Source organism: Nocardia rosealba (assembly GCF_020216065.1).
GTDB classification, from domain to species: domain Bacteria; phylum Actinomycetota; class Actinomycetes; order Mycobacteriales; family Mycobacteriaceae; genus Nocardia; species Nocardia rosealba.
This window is the reverse complement of record NZ_JAIWNA010000002.1, coordinates 1,305,752-1,332,112: the sequence shown is the minus strand read 5'-3', so window position 1 is coordinate 1,332,112 and position 26,361 is coordinate 1,305,752. Positions and strand designations below refer to the sequence as shown.

At 68.9% G+C, this 26,361-nt stretch carries 29 protein-coding genes; 15 read left to right on the top strand and 14 right to left on the bottom strand.

Features of this window, described 5'->3' with window-relative positions:
* Nucleotides 1-5 precede the first annotated feature (5 nt).
* From ectB to thpD, 3 genes are read left to right on the top strand one after another with little or no spacing between them, the layout of a single operon-like run.
* On the top strand, nt 6-1,274 hold the full coding sequence (ectB, locus tag LDL21_RS13180) for a diaminobutyrate--2-oxoglutarate transaminase (protein WP_181696483.1): 1,269 nt from the start codon (nt 6-8) through the stop codon (nt 1,272-1,274).
* Entirely contained in the window at nt 1,271-1,672 is a 402-nt protein-coding gene (locus tag LDL21_RS13175; protein WP_181696303.1) for an ectoine synthase, read from the top strand. Before ectB ends, LDL21_RS13175 begins: the two co-directional genes overlap by 4 nt.
* Nucleotides 1,659-2,576: an ectoine hydroxylase gene (gene thpD / locus LDL21_RS13170; protein WP_181696302.1), complete on the top strand. Its 918-nt coding sequence runs from the start codon at nt 1,659-1,661 to the stop codon at nt 2,574-2,576. The genes LDL21_RS13175 and thpD overlap by 14 nt, the downstream gene beginning before the upstream one ends.
* Here thpD and LDL21_RS13165 read toward each other — a convergent pair.
* Nucleotides 2,564-3,436 carry a tetratricopeptide repeat protein gene (locus tag LDL21_RS13165; RefSeq protein WP_225280260.1) on the bottom strand — a complete coding sequence of 291 codons (873 nt, stop codon included), beginning with the start codon at nt 3,434-3,436 and terminating at the stop codon, nt 2,564-2,566. The two genes, thpD and LDL21_RS13165, sit on opposite strands and share 13 nt — an antisense overlap.
* 218 nt (nt 3,437-3,654) lie before the next feature.
* Nucleotides 3,655-4,674, bottom strand: coding sequence for an ABC-2 transporter permease (locus tag LDL21_RS13160; RefSeq protein WP_225280259.1), 1,020 nt, complete (start codon nt 4,672-4,674; stop codon nt 3,655-3,657).
* Nucleotides 4,675-4,732: 58 nt separating this feature from the next.
* On the opposite strand from LDL21_RS13160, the gene LDL21_RS13155 reads away from it, so the two are divergent.
* From LDL21_RS13155 to LDL21_RS13145, 3 genes are all read left to right on the top strand, one after another.
* Nucleotides 4,733-5,161 carry a MarR family winged helix-turn-helix transcriptional regulator gene (locus tag LDL21_RS13155; RefSeq protein ID WP_181696299.1) on the top strand — a complete coding sequence of 143 codons (429 nt, stop codon included), beginning with the start codon at nt 4,733-4,735 and terminating at the stop codon, nt 5,159-5,161.
* 76 nt (nt 5,162-5,237) lie between these two features.
* Nucleotides 5,238-6,509, top strand: a complete 1,272-nt coding sequence (locus LDL21_RS13150; protein WP_225280258.1) for a glycosyltransferase 87 family protein — start codon at nt 5,238-5,240, stop codon at nt 6,507-6,509.
* Nucleotides 6,510-6,603: 94 nt separating this feature from the next.
* Nucleotides 6,604-6,921, top strand: a complete 318-nt coding sequence (locus tag LDL21_RS13145; RefSeq protein ID WP_220138924.1) for a DUF2795 domain-containing protein — start codon at nt 6,604-6,606, stop codon at nt 6,919-6,921.
* Between the two features lie 8 nt (nt 6,922-6,929).
* Here the strand turns inward: LDL21_RS13145 and LDL21_RS13140 are convergent, their stop codons facing one another.
* Nucleotides 6,930-8,030, bottom strand: a complete 1,101-nt coding sequence (locus LDL21_RS13140) for an NAD(P)H-dependent amine dehydrogenase family protein (RefSeq protein ID WP_225280257.1) — start codon at nt 8,028-8,030, stop codon at nt 6,930-6,932.
* Between the two features lie 10 nt (nt 8,031-8,040).
* Complete coding sequence (locus LDL21_RS13135) at nt 8,041-8,832, bottom strand: SDR family oxidoreductase (protein WP_225280256.1); 792 nt, start codon at nt 8,830-8,832, stop codon at nt 8,041-8,043.
* Between the two features lie 91 nt (nt 8,833-8,923).
* Here LDL21_RS13135 and LDL21_RS13130 point away from each other — a divergent pair, with 91 nt between their 5' ends.
* Entirely contained in the window at nt 8,924-9,784 is an 861-nt protein-coding gene (locus LDL21_RS13130) for a helix-turn-helix domain-containing protein (protein WP_225280255.1), read from the top strand.
* 3 nt (nt 9,785-9,787) lie between these two features.
* Here LDL21_RS13130 and LDL21_RS13125 read toward each other — a convergent pair whose 3' ends face one another.
* Nucleotides 9,788-10,273 carry a nitroreductase family deazaflavin-dependent oxidoreductase gene (locus tag LDL21_RS13125; protein ID WP_225280254.1) on the bottom strand — a complete coding sequence of 162 codons (486 nt, stop codon included), beginning with the start codon at nt 10,271-10,273 and terminating at the stop codon, nt 9,788-9,790.
* A gap of 142 nt (nt 10,274-10,415) precedes the next feature.
* On the opposite strand from LDL21_RS13125, the gene LDL21_RS13120 reads away from it, so the two are divergent.
* From LDL21_RS13120 to LDL21_RS13085, 8 genes are all read left to right on the top strand, one after another.
* Nucleotides 10,416-10,799, top strand: coding sequence for a DUF1304 domain-containing protein (locus LDL21_RS13120; RefSeq protein ID WP_225280253.1), 384 nt, complete (start codon nt 10,416-10,418; stop codon nt 10,797-10,799).
* Between the two features lie 146 nt (nt 10,800-10,945).
* Entirely contained in the window at nt 10,946-12,274 is a 1,329-nt protein-coding gene (locus tag LDL21_RS13115) for a lipase family protein (RefSeq protein ID WP_372462165.1), read from the top strand.
* 20 nt (nt 12,275-12,294) lie between these two features.
* Entirely contained in the window at nt 12,295-13,887 is a 1,593-nt protein-coding gene (locus tag LDL21_RS13110; protein ID WP_225280252.1) for a GMC oxidoreductase, read from the top strand.
* Nucleotides 13,888-13,910: 23 nt separating this feature from the next.
* Complete coding sequence (locus LDL21_RS13105) at nt 13,911-14,579, top strand: TetR family transcriptional regulator (protein ID WP_225280251.1); 669 nt, start codon at nt 13,911-13,913, stop codon at nt 14,577-14,579.
* Nucleotides 14,580-14,717: 138 nt separating this feature from the next.
* The gene (locus tag LDL21_RS13100) at nt 14,718-14,942 is read left to right on the top strand and encodes a ferredoxin (RefSeq protein WP_181696290.1); all 225 of its coding nucleotides are present in this window, start codon (nt 14,718-14,720) and stop codon (nt 14,940-14,942) included.
* Between the two features lies 1 nt (nt 14,943).
* A complete protein-coding gene (locus tag LDL21_RS13095) occupies nt 14,944-15,495 on the top strand; it encodes a nuclear transport factor 2 family protein (protein WP_181696289.1) in 552 nt (183 codons plus the stop codon).
* A complete protein-coding gene (locus tag LDL21_RS13090) occupies nt 15,489-16,772 on the top strand; it encodes a hypothetical protein (protein ID WP_225280250.1) in 1,284 nt (427 codons plus the stop codon). The genes LDL21_RS13095 and LDL21_RS13090 overlap by 7 nt, the downstream gene beginning before the upstream one ends.
* Nucleotide 16,773: 1 nt before the next feature.
* Entirely contained in the window at nt 16,774-17,982 is a 1,209-nt protein-coding gene (locus LDL21_RS13085; RefSeq protein WP_225280348.1) for a cytochrome P450, read from the top strand.
* Between the two features lies 1 nt (nt 17,983).
* On the opposite strand, the gene LDL21_RS13080 is transcribed toward LDL21_RS13085, so the two are convergent.
* From LDL21_RS13080 to LDL21_RS13040, 9 genes are read right to left on the bottom strand one after another with little or no spacing between them, the layout of a single operon-like run.
* Nucleotides 17,984-18,562 (bottom strand): hypothetical protein, encoded by a 579-nt coding sequence (locus LDL21_RS13080; protein ID WP_225280249.1) that lies wholly within the window; start codon nt 18,560-18,562, stop codon nt 17,984-17,986.
* A 21-nt stretch (nt 18,563-18,583) separates the two neighbouring features.
* Nucleotides 18,584-19,537: an MlaD family protein gene (locus LDL21_RS13075; RefSeq protein ID WP_225280248.1), complete on the bottom strand. Its 954-nt coding sequence runs from the start codon at nt 19,535-19,537 to the stop codon at nt 18,584-18,586.
* Nucleotides 19,534-20,586: an MlaD family protein gene (locus LDL21_RS13070; protein ID WP_225280247.1), complete on the bottom strand. Its 1,053-nt coding sequence runs from the start codon at nt 20,584-20,586 to the stop codon at nt 19,534-19,536. The genes LDL21_RS13075 and LDL21_RS13070 overlap by 4 nt, the downstream gene beginning before the upstream one ends.
* The gene (locus tag LDL21_RS13065) at nt 20,583-21,686 is read right to left on the bottom strand and encodes an MlaD family protein (protein WP_225280246.1); all 1,104 of its coding nucleotides are present in this window, start codon (nt 21,684-21,686) and stop codon (nt 20,583-20,585) included. Before LDL21_RS13065 ends, LDL21_RS13070 begins: the two co-directional genes overlap by 4 nt.
* Nucleotides 21,686-22,696 carry an MlaD family protein gene (locus tag LDL21_RS13060; protein WP_225280245.1) on the bottom strand — a complete coding sequence of 337 codons (1,011 nt, stop codon included), beginning with the start codon at nt 22,694-22,696 and terminating at the stop codon, nt 21,686-21,688. Before LDL21_RS13060 ends, LDL21_RS13065 begins: the two co-directional genes overlap by 1 nt.
* Nucleotides 22,693-23,694 carry an MlaD family protein gene (locus tag LDL21_RS13055; protein WP_225280244.1) on the bottom strand — a complete coding sequence of 334 codons (1,002 nt, stop codon included), beginning with the start codon at nt 23,692-23,694 and terminating at the stop codon, nt 22,693-22,695. The genes LDL21_RS13060 and LDL21_RS13055 overlap by 4 nt, the downstream gene beginning before the upstream one ends.
* Nucleotides 23,694-24,731: an MlaD family protein gene (locus LDL21_RS13050; RefSeq protein WP_225280243.1), complete on the bottom strand. Its 1,038-nt coding sequence runs from the start codon at nt 24,729-24,731 to the stop codon at nt 23,694-23,696. The genes LDL21_RS13055 and LDL21_RS13050 overlap by 1 nt, the downstream gene beginning before the upstream one ends.
* A gap of 5 nt (nt 24,732-24,736) precedes the next feature.
* Nucleotides 24,737-25,600, bottom strand: coding sequence for an ABC transporter permease (locus LDL21_RS13045; protein WP_225280242.1), 864 nt, complete (start codon nt 25,598-25,600; stop codon nt 24,737-24,739).
* Nucleotides 25,600-26,334 carry an ABC transporter permease gene (locus LDL21_RS13040; protein ID WP_312032647.1) on the bottom strand — a complete coding sequence of 245 codons (735 nt, stop codon included), beginning with the start codon at nt 26,332-26,334 and terminating at the stop codon, nt 25,600-25,602. The genes LDL21_RS13045 and LDL21_RS13040 overlap by 1 nt, the downstream gene beginning before the upstream one ends.
* Between the last annotated feature and the right edge of the window lie 27 nt (nt 26,335-26,361).

The window sequence follows — 26,361 nt, the reverse complement described above, 5'->3', positions numbered from 1 at the left end:
TCATGATCACGACCACCGACACCAGTATTTTCGAAGCGATGGAATCGAACGTGCGTGGCTACTGCCGCGACTGGCCCGCCGTGTTCACCACCGCCGAAGGTGCCTGGATCCGCGATGAGCAGGGCCGCGACTACCTCGACTTCTTCGCAGGCGCAGGCGCGCTGAACTACGGCCACAACAACCCGGTGCTCAAGAAGGCGCTGCTGGAATACATCGGGAGCAACGGCATCACCCACGGTCTCGACATGTCGACCGTGGCCAAGCGTGAACTGCTCGAGACCATCCGCGAAACCCTGCTCACCCCGCGCGGGCTCGATTACAAGGTGCAGTTCCCCGGCCCCACGGGCGCCAACGCGGTCGAGGCGGCGCTGAAGCTGGCCCGCAAGGTCACCGGCCGCAAGACGATCCTGAGCTTCACCAACGCCTTCCACGGCATGACGCTGGGCGCGCTGTCGGTCACCGGCAACGCGGCCAAGCGGGCGGGTGCCGGTGTGCCGCTCGAGCACGCCACCCCGATGCCCTACGACGGCTACTTCGACAACACCATCGAGGACTTCGGCTGGATGCAGCGGGTGCTCGACGACAGCTCCTCGGGTTTCGACCGCCCTGCCGCGGTGATCGTGGAGACCGTGCAGGGTGAGGGCGGTGTGAACCTGGCCCGCGCCGAGTGGCTGCGCCACCTGGCCGGCCTGTGCGCCGCGCGCGACATCCTGCTCATCGTCGACGACGTGCAGATGGGCTGCGGCCGCACCGGTCCGTTCTTCTCCTTCGAGATCGCGGGCATCACCCCCGACATCGTCACCCTGTCCAAGTCGATCGGTGGCTACGGCCTGCCGATGGCGCTGGTGCTGCTCAAGCCCGAGCACGACCAGTGGGCTCCCGGTGAGCACAACGGCACCTTCCGCGGCAACAACCCTGCCTTCGTCACCGCGACCGCCGCGCTGCGCGAGTACTGGTCCGACGACAAGCTGGCCCGGCTCACCGCCGCCAACGGCGAGTACATCGGCCGTACGCTCTCGGCCGTGGCCGAGCGGCACGAGGGCATCACCACGCGCGGTCGCGGCATGGTGCACGGCATCGTCTTCGACGACCCGTCGCAGGCGGGCAAGGTCTGCCGCACCGCGTTCGAGCAGGGTCTGCTGGTGGAGACCTCGGGTTCCATGGACGAGGTCGTGAAACTGCTGCCGCCGTTGACGCTGCGCAGCGACGAGCTCGACCGTGGTCTTTCGGTGCTGTCGGACAGCATCGATACCGTCTGTGGTGGTGCCGCATGATCGTGCGCACCACCGCCGAGATCACCGGAACCGACCGCGATGTGGCCGGTCCCGGGTGGCGAAGCAAACGTATCGTGCTCGCGGGCGACAAGGTCGGGTTCTCGTTCCACGAGACCACGATCGAGGCCGGGACCGTGCACAAGTTCCACTACCAGAACCATGTGGAGGCGGTGTGGCTGGTCGAGGGCGAGGGTGAACTGCTCGACCTCGAGGACCAGACCGTGTACCCGCTCGGTCCCGGTTCGATGTACCTGCTCGACGGCCACGAACGTCATCAGGTCACCGCCCGCACCACGCTGCGGATGTTGTGTGTGTTCAATCCGCCGGTCACCGGCCGCGAGGTACACGACGAGAACGGGGTGTATCCGCTGATTATCGAGGAGGATGCCAGTGTCTGATCGGTCCGACCGCTACCCCACGCGGTTGTCCGAGCCCGCCCCCCACATCGAGCGCACCGATCCGACGGTGTGGGGGCAGGTGCGTACACCCGAGCTGGCCGAGTTCGACGCGAACGGTTTCGCGACGATCCCGGATCTGCTCAGCGCGGACGAGGTGGCGGCTTTCGGGGCCGAGATAGGGCATCTGGCGGCCGACCCGGTGCTCTACGGCGACGAGCGGGTGATCGTGGAACCCGTTGCCGGACAGGTTCGTTCGGTGTTCCAGGTGCACCGGCTCAGCAAGCCGATCGCGGAGCTGCTCGCCGAGTCGCGCATCGTCGGGCTCGCCGAGCAGATCCTCGGTTCGCCGGTGTATCTGCATCAGAGCCGGGTGAACTACATGCCGGGTTTCGGTGGCAGCGGGTTCGGCTGGCACTCCGATTTCGAGACCTGGCACGCCGAGGACGGGATGCCGACCCCGCGTGCGGTGAGTCTGTCGATCGCGTTGACCGACAACTACCCGTTCAACGGGTCGCTGATGGTGATGCCGGGTTCGCATCGCACGTTCGTGCCGTGTCTGGGTGAGACGCCGGAGGGTCATTACCGGGAGTCGTTGCGCGAGCAGCGCATCGGGATCCCGACCAACGACGACATCACCTTCCTCGCCGCGCGCTACGGCATCACCCAGTTCACCGGCAAGGCCGGCTCGGCGCTGCTGTTCGATTCCAACCTGATGCACGGGTCGTCGAACAACATCACGCCGTATGCCAGGTCGAACATCTTCCTGGTGTTCAACAGTGTCGAGAACGCCCTGGTCGAGCCGTTCGCGGCGCCGCAGCGCAGGCCGGAGCACATCGCCGCACGTGATTTCACGCCCGTGCGGTCGTTATCCGCCGAGCGGCACCTGGTGGATCAGGTGCGCTGAGGCAGCTCGGCCAGGCAGGCCGCGGCCCGGGGATCCTCATGGGCCGCGGCCTGCCACCAGGTGCGGGCGGCGCCGATATCACCGACGTGCAGGGCGAGCAGGCCCAGGTCATAGGCGGCGGCGCTGTTTCCGGCCTCGGCGGCTTGTGCCCAGAGCACACGAGCCGAGTCGTGTTCTCCCCGTGCGAACATGGCCGAGCCCAGGTCGTGCAGCGCGCGTCCGACATTCTGCTCCGCGTATGGCTGCCCGGTCGGTTCGGCGGCGACGGCCGGCTGCACACGCGCGGTCGGCCGGGCGTACAGGGGCGGCTCTGCCTGCACGAGGGGCTGGGCGCCCATTCGTGGCAACTGATCGGTCGGTGCGGGATCCGTGTCGGCCCGGGTGAGTTCGACGACGAGTTCGTTGAAGTCGGGGGTACCCGGGCCGGTGCTGCACCACAGCGTCGACGTGCCGTCGGGCAGCAGATCGACGACCATGCCGTAGTTGCCGGTCCACGACTGCTGCGGGCCCGCACCGGCCACCCAGACGGGCGTGAGGGTGAACAAGGCCTCCGGCGCCTCGGCGGTGACGGTGATGTCGATGCCCGCCGCGAGCGCGTCGGACCAGATGTCCACCCCGCCGAGGGTCCGCCCGCCCAGATGCACGTGGCCGTCGGTGACGGTGAGCCCCAGACCGAGACCGGACACGTCGGCGGGTGGCATCACCGACAGCGCGCGCAGCCGTAGCGCGGTCGTGCCGGTCGGTAGTGCCTCGGTGTACATCGGGTACACGTCGGCGCCGCACCAGTCGATGGGATCGGCCCCGGTGTAGCGGTGCTCGAGCGGCACGTCACCGGGGCGTTGTGCGCCAGGACGATTCATCGGTGCAGCCCACCCTTTCCGACGTAGTACCCCCTGCATCGGTCGCGCGCTACACCGTACCCGCGTCCCACCCCGAACGCGGCCGGATTCATGACACGGAATCGGTCATCTCACCTCGTCGTAATCCGCCCGCGGCCCGCCGATCCGGCGCTCCGCTCCCCAGTTCACCGAACCGATCTCGGCCCGCGCTCGCTCGATCGTGGCGCCGTCACCACGGTTCAGACGGCGGCCGATTCGCCGATCTCCTCCTCGACCGCACGCTCGGTGACGGGTTCAGGCGCATGCCGCGCCTCGTACTTGCCCGCGACGGCGACGAGCAGCACGCCGACCGCCAGCCACACGAACAGCCCCCCGAGGCGGGCGCTGAAACCGGCGCCACCGTCGAAGTACAGCAGGCTGCGCAGACCTTCGACGAAATCGGCACCGTTCCAGAACGAATGCAGCGCGCCGAAGAATCCGTTCTGCAGTTCCGGCCGGTAGACACCGCCGGAGGTGGTGAAGTTGAGCATCACGAAAAGGGTGATCAGGGCGAGCGTGGTCCAGCGCTTCAGGAAGGTGTGCAGGCCGACACCGATCAGAATGATGCCCGCGGAATAGAGCCAGGCGATGCCGAACACGCTCGCGAAGTCGCTGTCGATCACCCCGAACACCGGGCCCGCTACGACGACACCGATCAGGCTCACCACCATCGCCGTCACCACGCCGATCGCCGCGCGCACCCGCATCCGCAGCATCGCGCCCGCGGCGCCGATCACCGCGACACTGCCGTAGGAGCCGACACTCAACGCCACCAGCAGGAAGAACAGGCCCTGCCCGGTCGGATCGCCCTCGGCCTTGCTCGTCACGTCGGTGACGACCAGCGGCACGCCCTGATGGTCGGCAACCGAACGAAACGCCACCTCGGCGGCCATCGCGCTGGTGTCCGAACCGGCGGTGGCCACGAGCAGTTCGGGGCGCGCGGCATCGGGCACATAGGCGCCGACGAGGTCGCGCTCGTGCAGCAGGTCCGTCGCGGCCTCTCGGGTGGGCACGGTGATGACGTCGACGCCCTCACCGCCCCGGTCCTGCATCGTCTGGGCGAGCACCATCGCCTGCGGGGAATTACCGACGACGGCCAGCGCCAGATGGTTCGGCGTGGGCTGATGGAAGGCTCCGAGATAGGCCAGGGCCATGCCGAGGCACATCAGCAGGGGAGTGAGCAGGTGGCCGGCGAGGTGCCGCAGCTGGGTGACGGTCATCGAGGGAAGTCTCCAAGAAGGTTGGTAAATGCAACTATAATTGTTGTATCGTACAACCATGAGTGAGTCAGAGGCAAGGGACGATGCCGTCGATGTCATCCAGCGGGAGCTGACCGCCTTCTCCCGCCGCGCCCGTGGCCGCGCCGCCGAACTGCACCCGGAATTGAGCCTGGTCGCCTACAGTATCCTCGACCTCGTCCTCGAACGTGACGGCTGCCAGGCCGCCGACGTGGCCGCACAGTTCCTGCTCGACAAGTCGACCGTCAGCAGGCAGGTCGGGGCGCTCGAGCAGCTCGGTTACCTCGAACGCGAAATCGACCCCGCCAATCGGCGCAACCACATCCTGCGCGCCACCCCCGAGGGTCGCGCCGTCGCACGCAAGGCCGAACGCACCCGCCGAGCCGCCTTCACCGCCCGGTTCGCGGACTGGCCCGACGAGGATGTGCGCACCCTGGCCCGCCTGCTCGTCCGCTACAACCAAGGCTGACCGGGGTGTAGTGCGCGTCACTGTCGCCGAAGGTCGGTGCCCCGACTCGGGCCCTCGGTCGGTATAGTCGCCGCGGATGAGTAGTGACACCACCCACCCCGCGCAACCGACCCCACGCCCGATCAATCGAGCCTGGTGGCTGGTGCCGGTGTTGCTCGGTGTCGTCGCGGTGGTGTGCATGCGCACCCCGCTGTGGCCGTTCGAACCGTACTCCGGCGCCTTCATCGACCTGCAGGTGTATCGCCTCGGGATCGAGGCCATGCGCGACGGCGCCGACATGTACGGCCAGCTCCCCAAGACCAGTGTCGGTATCGGCCTGCCGTTCATCTATCCGCCGTTCGCCGCGATCGCGCTCGCGCCGTTCGCATTGCTGCCGTGGGGTGCGGCCAAAACCCTCTACGTCGCGGTGTCGGTCGCCGCGCTGGCCTGGACCCTGTATCTGGTCGCCCGCCGCTACAACCCCGATCGCAAGCAGGTCGCCCTGCTGATCACCGCCTGCGCGCTGCCGGTCGCGATGCTGCTCGAACCGGTGCGCGCCACCATCGACTTCGGCCAGGTGAACCTGCTGCTGATGGTCCTGGTCGCCACCGACTGCCTGCTGCCCAAGACCCGCTACCCGCGCGGCATGCTCATCGGCCTGGCCGCCGCCGTCAAGCTCACGCCCGCCGCGTTCGTGCTGTTCTTCCTCGTCCGCAAGGACTACAAGGCCGCCGCCACCGCGGCCGCGACCGGTGCGATCGCCACTCTCGCCTCGTTCGCGATCCTGCCGACGGAGTCCGTGCGCTATTGGTTCGGCGGCCTCGGCAATGTCTCGGGGCTGAGCGGTTCGGCCTTCCACACGAACCAGTCGATTCAGGCGGTGCTGGCCCGCCTGCACGTCACGGGCCTGCCGTTCGACGCCCTGTGGTTGTTCTTCGGCGGCCTGCTGCTCGCCCTCGTCGTGGTCGCCATGCGCAAGGCCGCGGACGCTCCCGCGATCGCCCTCGCCCTCAACGCCGTCTTCACCCTGCTGCTGTCGCCGATCTCGTGGTCGCACCACTGGGTGTGGATCGCCCCCGCGCTGCTCGCCATCGTCTGCCACGCCCGCACCCTGCCCGCCGCGAGCGCGCGCGGCTGGTATGCCACGGCCGTCGTGGTCGCCGCCGTCTTCGTCATCGCGCCGCACAGTTTCCTGCCCGACGGCGAACACCGGGAAACGTCGTGGACCTGGGATCAGCACCTCATCGGCGATACCTATGTGTGGTTGGCGGTGGCGCTGGTGGTGCTGTTCCTCGTCACCGGCAGGCGCGCGGATCGCAAGTCCGTCGCCGTGGAGCCGGCCCGCCCGGAAGTCATCCCCGCCGCCTGAGGACCGCCCTGTTTGAGGCCGGTCCGCCCGGGTATTTCGGCAGCCGTTCGAGGAAACTGACGAAGGTCGCTTCGGCGCCCGGAAAGGTTCCGTGATGGTGACTACCGATGTGCAGCGGGTCGAGCGAGCGTTGTCGGAGGTGGATTTCCCGGCGAACAAGGACGACCTGGTGCGGTGCGCGACCGACGCGAAAGCCGACCAGGACACGGTGCGCGCCCTGCGCGCCATCCCGCCGGTGGCCTACGCGAACATGACCGAGGTCCTGCAGTCGGTGACCCTCGACGACGGACGATCCGAGGCGCAGCGAATGGCACAGAGCCGCGATCACGCCCACCCCGGTGTGGCGGAGCGCGATCGCGAGGTACCGCCGAACCCGATCGTCGAGGAACTGGGGGAGAACCGCGACAGCTGACGCGGGCGTTACTCCCCGGCGCCGGGCGGGATCCTTCGCGCATCCGCCAGCCCGGTGCCCGTCACCAGCGGTAGGTCGAGCGTGGTGCGGATGCCCGGCGGTGCGGCGACGACGGCGGGGATGGCGTTGACCAGGCGCATCGCGGTGCCGACGAGGCTGGCGTGGTTGTGGTCGCCGTGGTCGCTAAACATGGCCAGATCGAGGGTGTAGTTCGGCTCGCCGGTGACCTCCACCCGATAGGAACCACCGGTCCGGGCGGGCTGCGGCCAGCCGGGCGCGAGATCGGCGCGCAACCGGGTGACGTGCTCGAGCACCGTGACAGCGCGATCACCCACCATGCCGCGCACTTCGAACCGCAGCGCCGCCGCCGTACCCGCCTCGATGGTGCCGGAGTCGATGTCGAAGGTCTCCGGGGCGGGCAACCGCTGGTACTCCTGGGTGACGGCGTCGAGTTCGATGCCGAGCCCGGCCGCGAGCTGCCGCACGACGCTGCCCCACGCCAAGGACAGCACCCCCGGCTGCAACAGCAGCGGCGTCTCGGTCATCGGCTTACCGAACCCCATGATGTCGAACATGACCGCCGGGTTGTCGTAGGTCGAGTAGTCGACGATCTCGAGGCAGCGCACCTGCTCGACGTACCGGCAGGTGCCGAGCAGGGCGAGGGGGAGCAGATCATTGGCGAACCCGGGATCGATCCCGTTCACGAACAGCGACGAAGCACCTTGTGCCGCGGCCTGTTCGATGGGATCGAGCAGTTCTGCCGGGAGTACACCCCACGGGTACTGCAGGAACACCGGCGCGCTCGCCACCACATTGATGCCCGCGGCGAGCAGCCTGCGCAGGTCTTCGAGCGCCTCGGGTAGCCGGTTGTCGGTCATCGCGGTGTAGACGACACAGTCGGGACGGCGAGCCAGTACCTCCTCGATGCCGGTGGTGGCCCGCACGCCGGACGGGGTGGCGAGTCCTGCCAGTTCGGCCGCGTCGAGGCCGACCTTGTCAGGTCCGGAAACATGGACCCCGATCAGCTCGAACCGCGGGTCGGCGAGCACGCCCGTCAACGCGTGCCGCCCGACATTGCCTGTACCCCAGTGGATTACGCGAAAAGTCATGGTGTGGTCCTCACAGATCGGGAAGCGGAATCGTCAGATTGGGTGCGATGAGCCCGCCGTCGACCTCGAGCACCTTGCCGGTGAGGAACGACCCGGCAGGGGAGGCGAGATACACCGCTGCCGCCGCGATATCGGCGGGCTCTCCGAGGCGCCGCAGCGGCGTCGCCTGTTCCATCTGGCCGCGCATCTGCTCGTTGCCCGCGACGATCGCCAGCGCCGAGGTGAGGATGGAACCGGGTGCGATCGCGTTGACCCGCACCCGCGGGCTCAGATCGGCCGCGGCGGTGCGCGTGTAGTGCGCCAGCGCGGCCTTGGCCGTCGCGTACGCGGCGAACGCGCGTCCCGGCAACCGGCCCATGGTCGAGGTGATGTTGATGATCGAGCCGCCCTCGGCCGTGGCGAGCATCCTCGGCACCGCGGCCCGCACCAGGGCGTGCGCGGTGCCGACATTGAAGGTGAAGGCCTCGGCCAGGTCCTCGGGAGTGGTGTCGAGCAACGGTTTCGGCAGGGCCCCGCCCACATTGTTGACGGCGATATCGAGGCGCCCGAACCGCTCGACCGCCACCTCGGCGAGCGCGGCGGCGGCCGCCGGGTCGGCGAGGTCGGCGACGACGATCTCTGCCCGCCGGCCGGTGGCCGCCACCTGTTCGGCGACCGCACGCAGATCTGACTCGGTCCGCGCCGCGATCACCACATCGGCGCCCGCCTCCGCGAATCCGACGGCGATCGCGGCCCCGAGTCCGCGTCCTGCTCCGGTGACGACGGCGACCCGGTCGTCGAGCCGGAAGTGATCGAGAATCATGAAAGCCCCTCAGGCGTCGAATATTCGACTAATGTGTGGCGAATAGTCGAAGCAGTGTAGGGCGGGGTGACCCCGCGGACAAGGGGTTGTCATGGCGCAGTCGGCATCGCCGCCGACCCGGCGGGTCATCGAGGTGATGGAGTTGCTCGCGAGTGTGGGCAAGCCGCTCACGGCCTCGGAGATCGCGACGGCGCTGTCGCTGGCGCGCGCCACGGTCACCGCCGTACTCACCGAACTCGCCGCGGCCGGCTGGGTGCGCCGGGACGGGGAACGCCGCTTCCGCCCCGGCCCGGCCTTGGCGGCGCTGTCCCCAGCGGAATCCGAACTGCCCGAGGCGGCCGTGCGGGCCGAACTGCGGGCGCTCGCGGTCGCGGCGGGCTGCGGGGTGACCCTGAGCAGAATCGAACGCACCACCCTGACCGTCGTCGCCAAGGAGTACGCACCGGACGCCCGTGTGGTTCCGGGACTCGCTGTGGGTCAATCGATTCCGCTGGCCTACCCGGCGGGCGCGGCCGTGATGCCGTGGCGCGCAGAGGCCGAGCGTGCCGCGTGGTCGAAGACCGCTGCTGGCGAGGCCGCGGCGCTACTGAGGTTCGTGCGAGCCAACGGGTGCGCGGTCTTCCGTCCCGACTCCGACGACGCGGGCGTGGTCGACGTGCTCGCCGACCTGCTCGGCGCCGTCGGCGCGGAACTCCTGCAACCCGACCTGCGCGCCCGCGTCCTGCGCCAGCTCGCCCGTCTCACCGCCCGCCCGTATCGCGACACCGAATTCACCGGCGACGATCCGCTGCCCGTGAGCTACCTGTCGGCCCCCGTGTTCGCCGGTGGCGCCGCACCCTACGAACTGCAGCTCGGCCCGCTGCGCCCGGCCGTCGGCCGCGCCGAGCGAATGGTCTATGTCGAGGCGATAACCGCAGGGGCCCAGGCGATGTCGGTCGTACTGGGAAGGTAGTTCTCAGGCAGGCCGAGGCGTCAGGATCACCACCGGTATCCGGCGTTCGGTCCACGCCTGATAGGTGTCGAAATCGGCGTACAGGTCGACCAGCGCCGGCCACAGCCGAGCCCGCTGCTCGTCATCGGCGACCACCGCCCGCACGGCCCGGCGCTCACGTCCGATCTGCACGTGCGTGTCCGGGTGTGCGCATAGGTTCCGGTACCACTGCGGATGATTCGCCAACCCGCCCTGGGAGGCGACGACCACGATGTCGGCGCCGTCGACGAGGTAGAGCAGCGGAACAGTGAACTGCTTGCCCGACTTACGGCCGCGATGCTCGAGCAGCAGGGTGGGCACCGGCTTGCGGAAACCCGCGCCGATGCGCCAAGTGCCGCCGATGCGTCCGCCGGTGCGCCGGTAGATCGCCACCTGTGCGCGGCCGACGATCCGGAAGATCTTGGGCAGTACCGGATGATCGAGCTGACGCGGTCGCGGCGGTGTGGTCACGCGCCAACCATACATAGCGCTGCCTGATTGTATGGTCTGTTTCTCGTGCCCCGCCGCGAGTCGGCGCGGGATCCGCGGCTGCTGCCGGTGAATAATCACCACGGAAGCCCGGTAGGTCCGGACGGCGGCGAGAGGTGCGACGATGACCGCGATCGGTTTGATCTTCACCGGGGTGGCGGTGCTCCTGCACGCCTACATCTTCGTGATGGAGTCGCTGCGGTGGACGGCGGCGAGCACCCGGCGGACCTTCGGGATGTCGGCCGCCGAGGCCGAGTCCACCAAGGAGATGGCCTTCAACCAGGGCTTCTACAACCTCTTCCTGGCTGTCGTCGCGGCCACCGGAATGGGGTTCACCGCCTTCGGTGACAAGGGCATCGGGCTCGCGCTCGTGCTCGCGGGAGCCGGTTCGATGGTCGCGGCGGGTGTCGTGTTGCTCGCGTCCTCGCCGAGCAAGGCGCGCCCGGCCCTGATCCAGTTGGTCCCGCCGCTCATCGGCTGCGTCGCGCTGGTGATCGCCCGCTTCTGAACTGGGCGGGTAACCACACCTTCCGCTTGGGTAGTAACAGTGTTACTCTTCCCCGCGGCGCAGGTGTGACGGGCCTCATGGTTCCTTCCCCCTGCGGCGTGAATCACTCCGGCGACGTCGCCGGGCGGTGGAAGGAAAGGTTCTCGATGGATCAGCAGGGTATCGGGCGACGACGGCCGAAGACAGGCCGCGTAGTCCTGGGAGTAGCCGTGGCCTGTGCGATGGCGGCCACCGTCATGGTCGCGCAGACCGATGCCTCGTCGGCCGAGCCGGTCGGCTCGTTCTACACCCCGCCCGCGCAGATCCCGCAGGAACCCGGCGCCATCGTCAAGACCGCTCCGATGACCCTGCTCGCCACCCCGCCCACCGAGAAGGGCTGGCCGGGCGCGGCCCAGCACGTCATGTACACCTCGCGCCTGCAGGACGGGTCCCCCGTCGCGGTGTCTGGTACCTACATCGAACCGACCGGCCCCTGGCTGGGTGCGGGCCCCCGCCCGACCGTCGTCATCGCGCCCGGCACCTCGGGCCAGGCCGACCGGTGCGCCATGTCGCAGGCGTTCTCCACGGGCCTGAGCGTGCACACCGACCCGGCGCTCGGCTTGTCGGCGAACCAGGAACTGCCGTCCTCGGCGGTGTGGAGCCAGCTCGGCGCGCGCGTGCTCGTCACCGACTACATCGGCCTCGGCACACCCGGCATCCACACCTACGCCAATCGCATCGAGAGCGCCCACGCGGTGCTCGACGGCGCCCGCGCGGCACATCGCCTGGCGGGTGTCGGCCCGGAGACGCCGGTGGTGCTGTGGGGCTACTCGCAGGGCGGCGGTTCGACCGCGGCGGCCGCGGAGATGGCGCCGGACTACGCACCGGAACTCACGGTGAAGGGCACCTGGGCGGGTGGCCCCGTCGCCGACCTGTCCGCGATCCTCGCCAAGATCGACGGCGCCCTGATCAGTGGTGCCATCGGCTTCGCGGTGAACGGCATGGTCGCCCGCTACCCGGAGCTGAACGCGGCCATCGACCGGGTCATCAGCCCGTCGGGCCGCGACATGCTCGCCACCCTGAGCGACTCGTGCATCGCCGACCTCATCACCCGCCACCCGTTCCTGAAGACCACGACGCTGACCAAGGACGGTCGCACGCTGACCGAGCACCTGGCCGAAATGCCCGAAGCCACAGCGGCTCTGGAAGAACTGCGGGTCGGGTCGATGACCCCGGCCACGCCGGTGCTCATCACCAGCGGGCTCAACGACGACACCGTCCCCTACGGCCAGGCGCGCGCGCTCGCCGAGACCTGGTGCGCCAAGGGCGCAACGGTCACCTTCCGCACCAACGAGCTGCCGCCGATCCTGCCCGGGACCACCATCCCGAACCATTTCGGCCCCGAGATGATCGACGGTTTCGGTCCCGACAACGCGATCACCTATCTGCTCGATCGCCTCGCGGACAAGCCGGTCACCGGCTGCACCTTCGACTGACTTCTTGCGAGGAAATCCCCGTGAATACGTTCTCTCGCCGCAGCATGCTCGCGGCCGGGGCGGCGCTTGGCGGCATGCTGCTCGGCGCCCGCCCGGGCCTCGCCGCGCCGATCCCGGTGCGCACCGGCACCATCCCCCTGACCCGTGAGGACCATCGGGTCGTCGTCGTCGGCTCCGGATTCGGTGGCGGTGTCAGCGCTCTGCGGCTGGCGCAGGCGGGCGTGCCGGTCACCGTGCTCGAACGCGGGCTGCGCTGGCCGACCGGCCCGAACGCCGAAACCTTCCCGCGCGCGTCCGCGCCGGACAAGCGGATGCTGTGGTGCCGATCGAGCCCGAACCTGTTCGGGCGCCCCCTGCTCGTCGAGCCCTATGCCGGGTTGGTCGAGGCGGTGCCCGGTGAGAACATGACCGCCCTGTGTGCCGCCGGTGTCGGTGGCGGTTCGCTGGTCTACCAGGGCATGTCGCTGCAGCCGGCCCAGGAGGTGTTCGAGGCGCACTTCCCGCAGGAGCTGGATTGGGCGCGGATGAACCGGGTCCACTACCCGAGGGTGGCGGCGATGCTCGGCCTCGCCGAGGCACCCGACGAGTTGGTGAACACCGAGAACTACCGTGTCGCGCGGATTTTCGCCGAACGGGTGCGCCAGGCCGGGCTGCCGCTGTCGAAGATCCCGATGCCCATCGACTGGAACTTCGCCCTCGCCGAACTGCGCGGGGAGATGAAGGCCTCCTACACCAACGGCGACGGCGCGATGGGAGTCAACAACGGCGGCAAGCATTCCGTCGACGTCACCTATATCGCCGCCGCCGAGGCCACCGGCAACTGCCGGGTGGAAACGCTGCACGAGGTCACCGACGTCGAGCGCGCGGCCGACGGCCGCTGGATCGTGCACGTGCAACGGCTCGACACCACGGGCGCCGTCGTCGAGCACAAGATCCTTTCCACCGGCGCGCTCATCATGGCCGCGGGCAGCCTCAACACCACCCGTCTGCTGGTCCGTGCCGGCGCCAAGGGACTGATCCCGGACCTGCCCGACGACCTCGGCCGAGGCTGGGGAACCAACGCCGACCGCATCTACGTCTGGCGCGATCCGGCCGCGAATTTCGGTGCGGCACAGGGTGGTCCGGTGGTCTACGGCAGCAAGAACTGGGACGACCCGCACACCGCGCACACGGTGATCCAGGCGTCCATCCCGCCCGTGTCCTTCGACGCGGGCAGCACGATGCTCGTCGGCTACGGCGTGAGCGACAGCCGTGGCGCCTTCACCTACGATGCCGCACGCGACGAGGCCGTACTGCGCTGGCCCGCCGACGGCGACCGGACCATTCAGGACAACCACATCGGACCGACGGTCGCGCGCATCGCGGGCACGGGCGCCACACTGCTCGACACCAACACCCTGTTCCCCTCCACCTGGCATCCGCTCGGCGGGGCCAATATGGGTGCGGTGTGCGACCTGAACGGCCGCGTACACGGCCAGCCGGGGCTGTACGTACTCGACGGCGCATTGCTGCCGGGCAGCGCCGCCGCGTGTAATCCGTCCATGACCATCGCCGCCGTGGCCGAACGGGCCATGGACACCGTGGTCGTCGAAGACATCGGGACTCGCATCTGACCTCCGTGCACTACCCTGTCCGGGTGGCACGAAGGGGCGAAGGCGGTCCGGCGCGCAGGATCACCGAGGTGACCCTCACGCTGCTCGAGACCGAAGGGTACGAGGCGGTGCAGTTGCGCACCGTCGCCCGGCTCGCCCACGCGTCGCTGAGCACCGTCTACAAGCTCTACGCCACTCGCGACGAGCTCGTCCTCGCCGCCGTCGCGCAATGGATGGCCACCAACACCTACACCGAACTCGAGCCGCCGCGCCCGGGGGAGTCGCTCGCCGAAGTGCTCATCCGGGTGATCCGGTACGTATTCGAACCGTGGGAGCGTCATCCACGGATGCTGGCCGCCTACCATCACGCCAGGTCGGGTCCCGGCGGCCAGCGCCTCGACAACCAGGGCTTCGCCGCCATCCTGCCCGTGGTCGCCCCGATGTTCGCCACCCTCGACAAGGACTACGCCGCCGATCTCGCGCTCGTCCTGTCGAACATGGTCTTCGCCTTGCTCGCCCGCTTCGCGCACGGCGATCTCGACATCACCGACATCGTGCCCGCCCTCGAGCGCGCCATCACCCGGCTCACCGGAGACAACACGCCGCTGGCCGCCGCCGCGCTCCGGGTGACCACCGCCGACAGCGGTGATTTCGCCTGGAACTCCGGTTTCGGTTCGCCCTACTCGCCCGGCACCGCGGCCGACGAGTCGTAACTCCACCTTCCGCACCCCTTCACGCACACCGATGGACCATTGCTGTCCGCGCGCGTCGATGATACTGTCCAGACAGGTGTCCAGCTCGGTGTCTCGAAGCTGAGAACACCTGGGCGACAGGGGAAGGCGGGCGACGAGATGAGCAGACGCATCGTCGTTGATCTGGATCTGTGTCAGGGGCACGCCGCGTGCCAGGAGGAAGCGCCGGAGGTGTTCACGGTGCCCAAACGCGGGAAGGTCGAAATCCTCGTCGAACGGCCGTCGAGCGCGCAGCACGCGGCCGTCGCCGACGCGGTGACCTACTGCCCCACGCGGGCGCTGTCGATCGTGGACGACAGCACGGCCGACGACGAAGGAGAATGACATGACCGGTTTTTCGCGCGGCGAACTGGAAGAGATGGTCCAGCGCTGGCTGGACGCGAACAAGCGCTGTGAGGCCGAAGGCGACTGGCGGCCGCTGGCCGACATGTACACCGAGGACGCCACCTACGGCTGGAACTACGGACCGAACCACGAGTTCATGGCGGTGGGTCGCGAGGAGATCCGCGAGATCGCGGTCGGCCAGGAGATGGACGGCCTGGACGGCTGGACCTATCCCTACCAGCACGTGGTGATCGACGAGAAGACCGGTGACGTGGTCGGCTTCTGGAAGCAGACCTCCAGCGCGACCCGCCCGGACGGCAGCAACTATCAGGTGCAGGGCATCGGTGGCAGCTGGTTCCGTTACGGCGGGGACTTCCAATGGTCCTGGCAGCGCGACTTCTTCGACTACGGCAACGTCGGCGCCCTGTTCATGGAGATGATGACGAACAAGGCGATGACCCCCGGCATGCTCACCCGCATCAAGAAGGCGACGACCGAGCAGCCGCTGCCGGGGTGGTACCCGATCGGGAAAGCGCCGGTTCCGCTGTGGTGACACCGGATTCGCGACGGTCCTACGCCGGGCTGTCGCGCGCGCAACTGGCCACGCTCGTCCCGGAACTGCTGCTGTGCGGTCACCTGATCGACCGGTCGGGTATGCCGCACACGATCGGCGCGTTCGGTCGCGAGGGCATGACCGAGGTCGCCATCGACGAGTGGCAGGTCGCCAGTCCCGTGTACACCCGGCGAATGCAGGCCGCGCTCGGCTTCGCCGGTGACAGCGTCGAGACGATCTTCAAAGGCCTGCAGCTCGATATCGGTGCGCCGCCACAGTTTCTCGACTTCCGCTTCCGCGTCGACGATCACGATCACGGCGAGTTCTGGCTCGACCACTGTGGCGCGCTGGCCGATGTGGAACCGCTCGGCGACCAGTTCGTGCGGGCGATGTGTCACGACATCGAGGACCCGACCTTCGACGCGACCGCCCTGGCCACCAACCCGCACGCCCAGGTCCGCCCGATCCACCGCCCACCGCGTGCGCCCGCGGACCGCAAGCCGGTGTGCGCCTGGCGGGTGAGTATCGACCCGGCCAACGAACCGCCACCGATCCCGCGCAATGCGGGGCTGGTGGCCGGGTCGGTCGCGGCGATGGTGGCGTTGTCACCGATCGACCCGGCCGACGACGGCACCGCCGACTACCGTGGCCCGTTGCTGAGCGATCTGCGGTTCGCCGACTTCTCGCGTTCGGCGCTGATCCGCATCGCCGAGGAGGTCGCGCTGCAACAGCACCTGCTGGTCGCCGGTTTCCTCGTCGCGATCCGCGAACGGGTCGACGCCGAGCGTGCCGCCGAGATCGGCCGCAAGCAGTTCGCCGGCGTGGCCGGTGTGGCCGCGGAACGGATCAGATCGGCCATGGGTCTTGGCGGTGACCCGGAGTCGCTCGCGCGCGTGCTCGACCTGCATCCGGCGCTCAATCCGCAGCAGTACGTCGGCGCGCGAGTCGAAACCTCCGGCGCGAAAGTGACTCTCGTGCTCGAGCGCGGGTGCGGTGCGATCACCGACGGCGTGTGGCCCGCTCTGCTCGACCCGGACCATCTCGCACCGCTCGACGCGCTGGTGCGCGGGGTTGACCCGCACTACACCTGCCACACCTCGAAGATGACCGACACCGAACTCGTCGTCGATGTCGTGCGTGCCGAAGAGCCGGCCGTCGAGGCGGTGGAGGTGGCGCTGACCAGGATCAGCACCGGTGCCGCCTTCACCTTCGCCGATCGTGGAATCCCGTTGCCGTTGACCGTCGTAGATTCAACTGGAGTGCGCAGTGACCGTTGACATGGAGACCTCGATCCCGTTCGACCCGTACGACTACTCCTTCCACGAGGACCCGTACCCCACCTACGCCCGGCTGCGGGCGGAGGCACCGGTGTACCGCAACGCGTCGATGGACTTCTGGGCGCTGTCGCGGCACCGCGATGTGCGGGCGGCGCTGCGCGACAGCGCCCGCCTGTCCAACAGCTGGGGTGTCTCGCTCGACCCCACCGCCTACGGTCCCGAAGCGCACCGGTCCATGTCGTTCCTGGCGATGGACGACCCCAAGCACGCGCGCATCCGCAAACTGGTGTCCAAGGGTTTCACCCCGCGCAGGCTCGCCGACCTGAGCGAACGGATCGCCGAACTCACCCGCAGCCACTGGGATCGGTGCCTGCAACTGGGCGAGTTCGACTACATCCGCGACTTCGCCGGGCTGCTGCCGATGGACGTGGTCTCGGAGATGCTCGGCGTCCCCGAATCGGACCGCGCCCATCTGCGCATCCAGTCGGATCTGCTGCTGCATCGTGAGGAAGGCGTGCTCGACGTGCCGCAGGGCGCGATCATGGCCTATCTCGAACTCACCGGTTACTACCGCGACCTGCTCGAAGGGCGCCGCAAGAACCCCGGTGAAGATCTGGTGTCGGTACTGATGGACGCCGAGATCACCGACGGCGACGCGGGCACCACCCGCCTGTCCGACGCCGAGATCATCGGCTTCCTGATCCTGATGGTCGTCGCGGGCAACGAGACGACGACCAAACTGCTCGGCAACGCCATGTTCTGGGGTTCACGCTTCCCCGACGAGATCGCCAAACCACTGGCCGACCCGTCGCTCGTGCCGGACTGGACCGAAGAGACGCTGCGCTACGACAATTCGACCCAGATCCTGGTGCGCCGTGTCCTCGCGGATGTCGAATTCGGTGAACACACCATCGCGGCGGGGGAGCGGGTGCTGTTGCTGCTCGGCTCCGCCAACCGCGACGAGGACGTCTTCGACAACGCCGCCGAGTACCGTATCGGCCGCGACAGCTCCCAGACCCTGCTGAGTTTCGGTCTCGGTGTGCACTTCTGCCTCGGCGCGCACCTGGCGCGGATGGAGGCCAATATCGGCCTCGGGCAGATCGCCGCCTCCATCCGCGGCTACGAGATCGACACCGCCGCCGCCGAACGGGTGCACTCGGTGAGTGTGCGCGGCTTCGCCACGCTGCCGATGTCGGTGCGGGCGAGGTAGGTCACTTCAGCGGCAGGGCGTTCTGCAGCCCACCGACATCGGCGATTTGCCAGTCCGCATTGCGGTCGACCGTGAGCGAGTAGGCCACGGTGGTGAGGGTGCCGGTGGGATTCTGCACGCTGGTGGAGTTGACGGTGAGATAGGCGTTCACCTTGTATACCCCGCCGGATTCGGACACGACGCCCGCCGACAACGGTGTCGCCGTCGAGGTCCACTGCAGCGGCAGCAGGATCTGCTCGAGTTGCGGTGCTGTCGCGTCGAACTTGCCCGAAAGCTGCGGTGTGGTCCCGGTTTTGAGCCGGGCCAGCCACGCCTTGGCGTCGCGGTAGTCGATGGTCGATGCCCCGAGTGCGTAGTCGAGGGCGACCTGTTCGACCCGGCGATCCTCGGCGGTGCGCCGGTCGTGGTCGGCGATGGTGGTGCGCGCGGACAGATACAGCATCCCGAAGGTGGCGGTCGCGACCACGAGCACTGCGACGGCGCACCCGGTGAGCACGCTCGACAGCCGGATCGACACGGTACGTGGCCGGGGTTCGCCGGTGGCCGGGGTGTTCTGGCGGTTCTCGAGGTCAACAGTCATGGGGTGCCGGTCCTTTCGTGCCTATTTGATGCCGATGCGCAGATGCACCGTGTCGTCGCCGAGGCCGTGCAGGGCCTGGTCGAGCAGGGCGCCGAGGTCGAGATCGGGTGCGGTGGCCACCGCGTCGCGCACCACCGGTTGCAGCATCGGGCCCAAGGCCGCGGCGCTCGGCCCGATCTTCGCGAGCAGGGCCTCGAGTTCGCGTACGAACACCAGCACCCCGCTGCCGGAGAAGTAGTCGGCGACCGGGCGGCTGTCGACCAGCGCCGACCCGGACTGCACGATGGCACTGAGGGTGATGCCGAACTCGCCGAACAGCGGGCCCGCTGTGCCGAGTGACGGCCCCATCCAGTCGATATCGGCGCCGAGGAATTGCAGGTCGGCGAACAGCTGACGCAGCCGATCGGTGCGGCTGAGCAGCGTCGCCGCCAGCAACGTGGTGGAGCGGCGCAGGGTCTGCATGGTCGCCTCGGTGTCGGCGAGGGCGCGGTCGAAGGTGTCGACCAGGCCTGCCATCACCTCGGGGCGGATCTGATCGAGCAGGTCGATCAGCCGGGTGGACAGGGTGGTGATGGTCATCGGCGCGGGCACCCGGTGCGCCGGAATGTGTTGTCCGTCGGTGAGATACGGCCCGGCGTCGTCGATGGGGTCGAAACCGATGTAGGGCTCGCCGAGTGCCGAGAGCTGTTCCACGCGGATCCGGCTCGACACGGGAATCGGGTACCGCTCGTCGATCCGCAAGGCGACGAGCACCCCGCTCGCCTGTTTGCGCACCGACTCGGCCCGGCCCACCGCGATCCCGTTCAGCAGCACCGGCGCGCCGGGACCGAGTCCACCCGAGGTGCTCAGCTCCAGCTCGACGGCGAGGTAGTCGCGGCGCGGATCGATGTTCAGTACCCCGAACGTCATGTACGCGACGCCGAGGACCAGCACGGCCGCGATGGCCGACAGCGACAGTGCGGCACGGGTATTCATCGGACGGCTCCGATCATCCGCAGCAGATCGACGATCCGCGCGGTCTGCTCGTCGGTACCCATCGCCCCCGTGACCCCGATGTCGACCACGTCGACCTTCGGCCCGCGTTGGGCGAAGGGCAGCACCTTGGTGTGGATCAGGTCGACCAGCGTCTTCAGGTTCGACGGTGACGAAGTGTCGAGTGGCCTGCTGCCGAACAGCATCGGCACCACCGCGGCGGTCGTGGCGTCGAGCGAACCGAGCAGCGGCCCGAGCCAGGCGGCGCTCGGCGCGACCGGGCCGAGCGCGGTGAGGACGAAGATGACGCCGATCTGGGCGTTGATCGCATCGGTGGTCTGGGTGACGCCGTAGGGCGTGAGCAGCTCGGCCAGCACCGGGGCGTTGTCGAGGACGCCGTCGTCGAGGGTGGCACCGAGACCGTCGAGGACCGCGTCGACCGAGTCGAGGTGGTCGGCCAGGTCCGACAGGTCTGTCCCGAGGGTTTCGGAGAGGCGGGCGGTGTCGCGCGGATCGGCGGGCAGCACCCCGTTCATCGTGGTGACGATGTCCTGCAGATCGGTGACCGCGCCGGTGCCGATGAACACCGACAGGGTGGCGAGAATGTCCTCGATGGCCGGGGCGCGGGCGGTGTCGGCCAGCGGGATCGTCGCGCCCGGTCCCAGTGTGCCGGTGGTGGGTTCGCGCGGTTCGGTGAGCGCGATGTGCACGTCGCCAAGCGGGGTGTTCTGGCGTAGCTCGGCCGTGGTGCCAACCGGCAGTCGAACCGCGTCGTCGATGTCGACTTCCGCTGTGGCATAGCCCTTCTCGCTGAGAGTGACCGAAGAGAGCTTGCCCACGCGGACACCGTCGGCGATCACCTTCGCGCCCTGCGGCAGGTTGAGGACACTGGCGAATTCGATGTGCAGCCGATAGGTGGGTTCGCCGGTGCCCGGCAGAGCCGTTCCGCATCCGAGCAGGGTGCAGGTTACGACGATCAGGAGCAGGTGTCGGAGCCGACCGCGCCTCCTGAGTGGAAGCTGGTTCCGCACCCGGCACGTCGTCGACTTCATCGCGCACTCACCGCCGCGAGCAGGGCCGGAAGCGCGGGCAGGGCGACCGTGCCGTCCGGCGCGAGAGCACACGGTCGCCCGGTGACCGCCTGGATTGCCGCACAGACGTGTGGTGAGTCCGCTTGGGGCACAGCCAGTTTCGGGGGCGCGTATCCGATGGTGGGGCGCCCGCTGTCCGGATCGATACTCGCGGCGAAGCCCGAGGTGAGAGCGGGGGTGAGCCGGATGACCTCGGCAACCGAGCCGAATCCCGCCGTCAGCAGTGCGGGTAGGTCGGCGATCTTGTCGAGCGCACGGACCGCCGGCGTGCCGATCATCATCATCACGTCGTTGAGCTGGGGCAGCACCTGGATCAGGTACGTGACGATGTCGATGATCGGCGGGAACGCGATGGTGACGATGTCGTTGAACGTCCGCGGCAGTTCGATCGTCATCGCCCGCACGGTGTCCCACCCGTTGCGGGCGTGTCGTACCAGCTCGGTGAGGGCATCGATGAGACTGCCGAGATGCCCGATCGCGGCATCGGGGGCGGCCAGTGCCCGGCCGAGCTGGTGCAGGACCGCGTTGATGTCGTCGCCGGTGCCCGCGGTCGCCCGATCGAGCGCCGACAACCCCGAGCCGAGAGCGGTGCGCTGCGCGGGATCGTCGGTGGCGTTCAGTTCGTCGGCCAGCCCGGCGAGCGCGTCGAAAGTTTCCGAAAGACTCAGCGGTGTCAGTGTTCTGGTGATGCACGTGCCCGGCTCCCAGCCGCCGGTAGCCGGTTCGTCGCCGACGAGAGCGAGATGGCGATCGGCCACCAGGGTGTCGCTGACGGTCACCGCGCCCACATCCAGGGGCAGCCGGCGATCGGCGCGCACCGTGAACCGCACCCGCGCCGAGGCGCCGTGTGGCTCGATGCCGGTGACCTCACCGACCGGGATGCCGAGCACGGTGACGGAGCTGCCCCGGTAGAGCCCGATGCTGTCGGGCATGTCCGCGCAGTAGGTGTGCACCGGCGGCGCGGGTCGTGACAGCTGTAGTGCCGCCGCGCCCGCGAGGACGACGACAAGCACCACCGCCGTGGACATGAACCCGCGCGAACCGAGCAGGCGGGTCACCATCAGCACCCACCTCCCGGCACCGGCACACAGATACGCTCCGGCACGATCGTCACCGCCGAATGGTCGACGCTCACCCCGTCGCCACCGGCGAGCAGCGGCGTCAATCGCTGTTCCAGCGCCACCAGTGCTTCGAAGAGCGAACCCAGGTGCGTGCCGAGGTTTTCCAGACCCGCGACGGCGTCGGCGAGCGGTTGCGCACGGGCCCGCAGGTCGCGGTCCCAGGCCCGGCCGAGCGGGGACGCCTTGCGCAGCACATCGGACAGGTCGCCCAGAGCCTGGCTCACGATGGCCTTGTTGGTCTGCACCAGCGTTTCCAGGGTGTGCAGGTTGCGCACCAATTGGGCGAGCACCTGTGAACTCCCGTTCAGCGCGGTGAGGTACTCGTCGGCGAAGGCGAGCGCGCGGGAGATGTCGGCGTTCTGGGTGTTCAGCACTGCCACGAGGTCACCGGCTGCCCGCAGCGCCGCGCGGAAAGCGTCGGGACTGTCGTCGAACGAGGTGGACAGGGCGGCCAGGTTCTGTCGCAGCACCGCGCCGTCGATCTCGCGCACGGGTCGCACCGCGTCCTGGAAGACCTCGGTGAGGTTGTAGGGCAGGATCACTCGCTCCCGGGGGATCACGGCCGAACCGAGCGCAGTGGTGCCCGCCGGTCGCAGGGCGACGTAGTAGCCGCCGACCACCGTCAGCATGCGGATCTCCAGGATCGTCTGATCGCCGACGGCGACGTCCTCGCGCACGGTGAACGTCATCCGCACCCGATCCGCCAGCAGGTCCAGGGTCCGTACCCGGCCGACACCGATCCCCGCGATCCGCACATCGTCGCCCGCACGCAGGGCCCCCGCGTCGGCCAGTTCGGCGTGGTACACCCGTTCAGCCTCCGTCCCGACTACCGCGACCACACCCAGCGCGATCATGAGCAGCACGGCACCGCACACCCCGGCCAGCCCCCAGCGCAGGTCACCGGCCCTCCCGTCGGTGGGCCGACCGAACAAGGCCCGCAGTCGTGTCATCGGGTGCGGCACAGCGTCACCCCCTGCCCGTCGAACAGCACACGCAACGGCTCCGGCGCCTCCGCGACCCCATGGGTGCACGTGCCTACCCGCCCGTTCGCGGGCACGGTGGCCGCCATGGTCCGGAGCAGCCCCGGCAGCCCGGCGAAGACCTCGGCCGCCACCTGTGGGTCGGGAAAAGCATTGCGCAACACCAGGTCCAGATCGCTGCCCTCGTCACCGGTGATGCCCGCCGCGGTCAGCATCGACCGGATCGGTTGCAGCACCGGGGGAATGGCGACGGAGAAATCGACCAGACCCGGCAGCTTCTCGGCGATGGCCGTGAACAAGCCCGTGAGGTTGGTCAGCATCCGCACCGCCTGCGCCGACTTACCGCCCAGGCGCTCCGCGATCACGGCCAGATTGCGCACCAGCGTCGACAGCACGACCTGCCGGTCGGAGGCGTAGCGGCTGAGGGTGTCGACCGCATCGAGCGCGGGACCCAGACCGGCGCCGTCACCCTGGATCACAGCGAGCAGACTGGTGGTGAACCGGTTGATCTCCTCGGTGGACAGCTGCGCGAGCACCGGCTGCAAACCCTTGAACAGCGTGGTGATGTCGAACGAGGAAACGGTTTCGGCGGTCCCGAACACCTGCTCGGGCGCGCGCGGTGTGCTCGGCCGCTGCGGCGCGACGAGCTCGAGATAGCGGAAGCCGGTGAGGTTCTGGTACCGGACGGCGATCGTGGCGGCGGTGTCGACCGGGTGCGCACGCAGCACGGTGAACCGGACGCGGGCCAGGGCGCCGTCGAGCTCGATCCCCGACACCTTGCCGACCGTGACACCGTGCAACCGCACATCGTCGCCCGTGCGCAATCCGTTGGCATCGGTGAACAGCGCGGTGAAGGACTCGGTGTCGCCGCGCACCGGTCGCTCGATCAACCGGAAGATCCCGGCCAGCGCGACGGCGGTGAGCGTCAGTGCGATCGCCACCCGCACGGCGAGTCCGCGAGTTCTCATCAGCGGCCTCCGTTCGGCAGCAGGGCGGCCAGCGGTCCGGCCAGCCCGGGCACGGTGTCGAGTTCGACCGAAACCCGGAGCACGGGGCCGTCGGGGGTGTCCCGGAACGCGGCGCCGAGGCGTTCGAGCAGCGTGGCGAGCTGATCCGCCGAACGTCCCGGTGGACCCATGGTCGCGGTCACCTCGTCGAGCAGGAGCGTGGCCATCGGCATCATGTCGCCGAAATGTGTTCGCGCGGTGGTCATCAGCGCGGTGACGGCAGGCAGGAGCTGATATTGCATATCGCCCCAGAACTGCCCGAATCGTGCGATGTTCGCCGGTGAGCGCAGGTACTCGTTGGTGTAGGCGGCTTCGAGCACGTCGACGGCGCCGGTCAGCATCGGCGGCATACCGGCCAGCACCGAACCGAAGGAACTCGCCAGCTCCGACGGCGGCAGTTCGCGGGTGTCGGCGTAGGCGCGCAGAGTGGCACCGAGCGCCTCCAGCAGCGGGGTGAACGCACGCAGGTCGCCCGCGATGGTGTGCAGCAGCTCGGCCAGTTTCGGGGTGAGTACCTGCTCGACGAGTCCGCCGGTCGAGCGCAGCAGCGCCGCCAGCGTGGCGTCGCGGACGCGTCCGTCGTCGAGGTCGACCGAGGCACCGTTCCCGAGCTCGGTGCCACCGGGCCGCGCGACGAGATTCAGCGCGCTGATGCCGAACAGATTGCCGGGCGCGAACTCGACATCGACGGTGTCGGTGAGCCCGAACAACTGCGGCCGGTCGAGCACCAGGGTGAGGTGCTCGCGCCCCCGCCCGGCCGGCGTGATGGCCTCGACCGTGCCGATCCGCACCCCGTCGAGACGGACATCGGTGCCGGGGGCGATGCCCGCACCGACCCGCTCGGTCCGCAACGTCACCCGGATCTGCTCGGCGGCAAGAGATTCCGGCCACACCTGCCAGGCCAGCGTGCTCGCCAGCGCGACCAGGATCGCGCAGATACCGAGGACGCGGGCACGCAACGGCCCCACCTCGGTCCCGGGAAGTGTGTACGGAGGCATCCGCGTCACCCCGTGAACGTGATCGGGGAGCGCCAGCCCCACAGGACGACGGTGGCCACCATGTCGAGCGCGATGATCGCCACCAGGCTGGCGCGGATGGCCCGCCCCGAACCGATACCGACACCTTCGGGCCCGCCGACCGCGAAATAGCCCTGGTAGCAATGGATCAGGACCACCGCGACGGCGAACACCACCACCTTCACGGTCGCGGCGAACACATCCCAGCCGAGGACGAACTGGTCGAAGTAGTGGTCGTAGGTGCCGGTCGGCACATCGTGGATCGATGTCACGATCAGCTGACACGACAGATAGCTCAGGATCAGGGCCACCACGAAAGCCGGTGCCACCGCGACGATCCCGGCCACCACCCGGGTGGTCACCACGAACGGCACCGACCGGATCCCCATCGATTCGAGCGCGTCGATCTCCTCCGAGATCCGCATCGACCCGATCTCCGCCGTCATCCGGCAGCCCGCCTGCGCGGCGAAACCCACCCCGGCCGCGATCGGTGCCAGCTCCCGGGTCACCCCGAACGCGGAGATGAGCCCGCTGAGCTGACCGAGTGCCAGCGCGTCGAGGGCGTGATGGGCCTCGATGCCGATGGAGGCACCCATAGCCGCGCCCATGAGCAACATCAGCGGCACCACCCCGCCGCCGACGATCACCGAACCACGCCCCCAGGTCATATCGGTGATCGCGGTGAGTGTCTGGCGCCGGTAGTGCGCGAGGGTGTACGGCACCGACGACACCACCTGCCAGCAGAACCCGATCACGAACCCGAGCGACTCCACGGGGCGCACCGGGCCGATGCGGCGGCGCAGCCGGCCGATCCAGCGCACTCCGAACGGCAGATACGGGCTCGCGGTCATCAGGCCGCCCGCAGTGGAACGAAGACCGTGACCACCTGGGTGACAACGGTATTGAGCACAGTGATCGCCGCGACCGACATCACCACCGCGGCGTTGACACCGTCGGCCACCCCGCGTGGTCCACCCCGTGCCTCCAGCCCGCGCTGACAGGCGATCACCACCACGAGGAACCCGAACATCAGCGACTTCACCAGCGACACCCACACATCGAGCGAGGTGGTGAACGCGCCGAAGGAGTCCCAATAGCTGCCCGGCGTCACGTCGAGGGCCGTGACCGCTACGCCGTATCCGGCGGCGATCCCGACGACGATGATGAGCACGTCGAGCAGCGGCGCGATCAGCATCATGGCGGCGATGCGCGGAACGACCAGGCGCTGTACCGGATCCACGCCCATCACGCGCATGGCGTCGACCTCCTCGCGCACGGTGCGCGCACCGAGGTCGGCGGCGATCGCGGCGGCGCCCGCCCCACCGAGCAGAATGCCCGCGGCCATCGGCGCGCCCTGTTTGATCACCCCCAACCCGCCCGCGGCGCCGATCATCGAGTCGGCGCCGAGTTGGGAGACGATATTGCCGACCTGGGTGGACAGGATCACCCCGAACGGCACGGCCATCAGCACGGCCGGAATCGCGGTCACCTTCACCAGGAACCAGGCCTGTTCCAAGGCCTCGTGCACCGGAAACCGCAGGCGCACGGCATCGTTCGCACCGATCCGAACGGCCGAGGTGCCCATGCGCAGGGCGCGGCCGAAGGTGGCCAG

Excerpts from the sequence above, each read along its gene's own strand:
- LDL21_RS13045 (WP_225280242.1), bottom strand. The coding sequence starts at position 25,600 with ATGACCGCGAGCCCGTATCTGCCGTTCGGAGTGCGCTGGATCGGCCGG.
- LDL21_RS13175 (WP_181696303.1), top strand. The coding sequence starts at position 1,271 with ATGATCGTGCGCACCACCGCCGAGATCACCGGAACCGACCGCGATGTG.
- LDL21_RS13085 (WP_225280348.1), top strand. The coding sequence starts at position 16,774 with ATGGAGACCTCGATCCCGTTCGACCCGTACGACTACTCCTTCCACGAG.
- LDL21_RS13080 (WP_225280249.1), bottom strand. The coding sequence starts at position 18,562 with ATGACTGTTGACCTCGAGAACCGCCAGAACACCCCGGCCACCGGCGAA.
- LDL21_RS13165 (WP_225280260.1), bottom strand. The coding sequence starts at position 3,436 with ATGAATCGTCCTGGCGCACAACGCCCCGGTGACGTGCCGCTCGAGCAC.
- LDL21_RS13120 (WP_225280253.1), top strand. The coding sequence starts at position 10,416 with ATGACCGCGATCGGTTTGATCTTCACCGGGGTGGCGGTGCTCCTGCAC.
- LDL21_RS13140 (WP_225280257.1), bottom strand. The coding sequence starts at position 8,030 with ATGACTTTTCGCGTAATCCACTGGGGTACAGGCAATGTCGGGCGGCAC.
- LDL21_RS13050 (WP_225280243.1), bottom strand. The coding sequence starts at position 24,731 with ATGCCTCCGTACACACTTCCCGGGACCGAGGTGGGGCCGTTGCGTGCC.
- thpD (WP_181696302.1), top strand. The coding sequence starts at position 1,659 with ATGCCAGTGTCTGATCGGTCCGACCGCTACCCCACGCGGTTGTCCGAG.
- LDL21_RS13040 (WP_312032647.1), bottom strand. The coding sequence starts at position 26,334 with ATGGGCACCTCGGCCGTTCGGATCGGTGCGAACGATGCCGTGCGCCTG.
- LDL21_RS13055 (WP_225280244.1), bottom strand. The coding sequence starts at position 23,694 with ATGAGAACTCGCGGACTCGCCGTGCGGGTGGCGATCGCACTGACGCTC.
- LDL21_RS13115 (WP_372462165.1), top strand. The coding sequence starts at position 10,946 with ATGGATCAGCAGGGTATCGGGCGACGACGGCCGAAGACAGGCCGCGTA.
- LDL21_RS13130 (WP_225280255.1), top strand. The coding sequence starts at position 8,924 with ATGGCGCAGTCGGCATCGCCGCCGACCCGGCGGGTCATCGAGGTGATG.
- LDL21_RS13075 (WP_225280248.1), bottom strand. The coding sequence starts at position 19,537 with ATGAATACCCGTGCCGCACTGTCGCTGTCGGCCATCGCGGCCGTGCTG.
- LDL21_RS13150 (WP_225280258.1), top strand. The coding sequence starts at position 5,238 with ATGAGTAGTGACACCACCCACCCCGCGCAACCGACCCCACGCCCGATC.
- LDL21_RS13065 (WP_225280246.1), bottom strand. The coding sequence starts at position 21,686 with ATGGTGACCCGCCTGCTCGGTTCGCGCGGGTTCATGTCCACGGCGGTG.
- LDL21_RS13135 (WP_225280256.1), bottom strand. The coding sequence starts at position 8,832 with ATGATTCTCGATCACTTCCGGCTCGACGACCGGGTCGCCGTCGTCACC.
- LDL21_RS13145 (WP_220138924.1), top strand. The coding sequence starts at position 6,604 with ATGGTGACTACCGATGTGCAGCGGGTCGAGCGAGCGTTGTCGGAGGTG.
- LDL21_RS13160 (WP_225280259.1), bottom strand. The coding sequence starts at position 4,674 with ATGACCGTCACCCAGCTGCGGCACCTCGCCGGCCACCTGCTCACTCCC.
- LDL21_RS13155 (WP_181696299.1), top strand. The coding sequence starts at position 4,733 with ATGAGTGAGTCAGAGGCAAGGGACGATGCCGTCGATGTCATCCAGCGG.
- LDL21_RS13070 (WP_225280247.1), bottom strand. The coding sequence starts at position 20,586 with ATGAAGTCGACGACGTGCCGGGTGCGGAACCAGCTTCCACTCAGGAGG.
- LDL21_RS13100 (WP_181696290.1), top strand. The coding sequence starts at position 14,718 with ATGAGCAGACGCATCGTCGTTGATCTGGATCTGTGTCAGGGGCACGCC.
- LDL21_RS13060 (WP_225280245.1), bottom strand. The coding sequence starts at position 22,696 with ATGACACGACTGCGGGCCTTGTTCGGTCGGCCCACCGACGGGAGGGCC.
- LDL21_RS13095 (WP_181696289.1), top strand. The coding sequence starts at position 14,944 with ATGACCGGTTTTTCGCGCGGCGAACTGGAAGAGATGGTCCAGCGCTGG.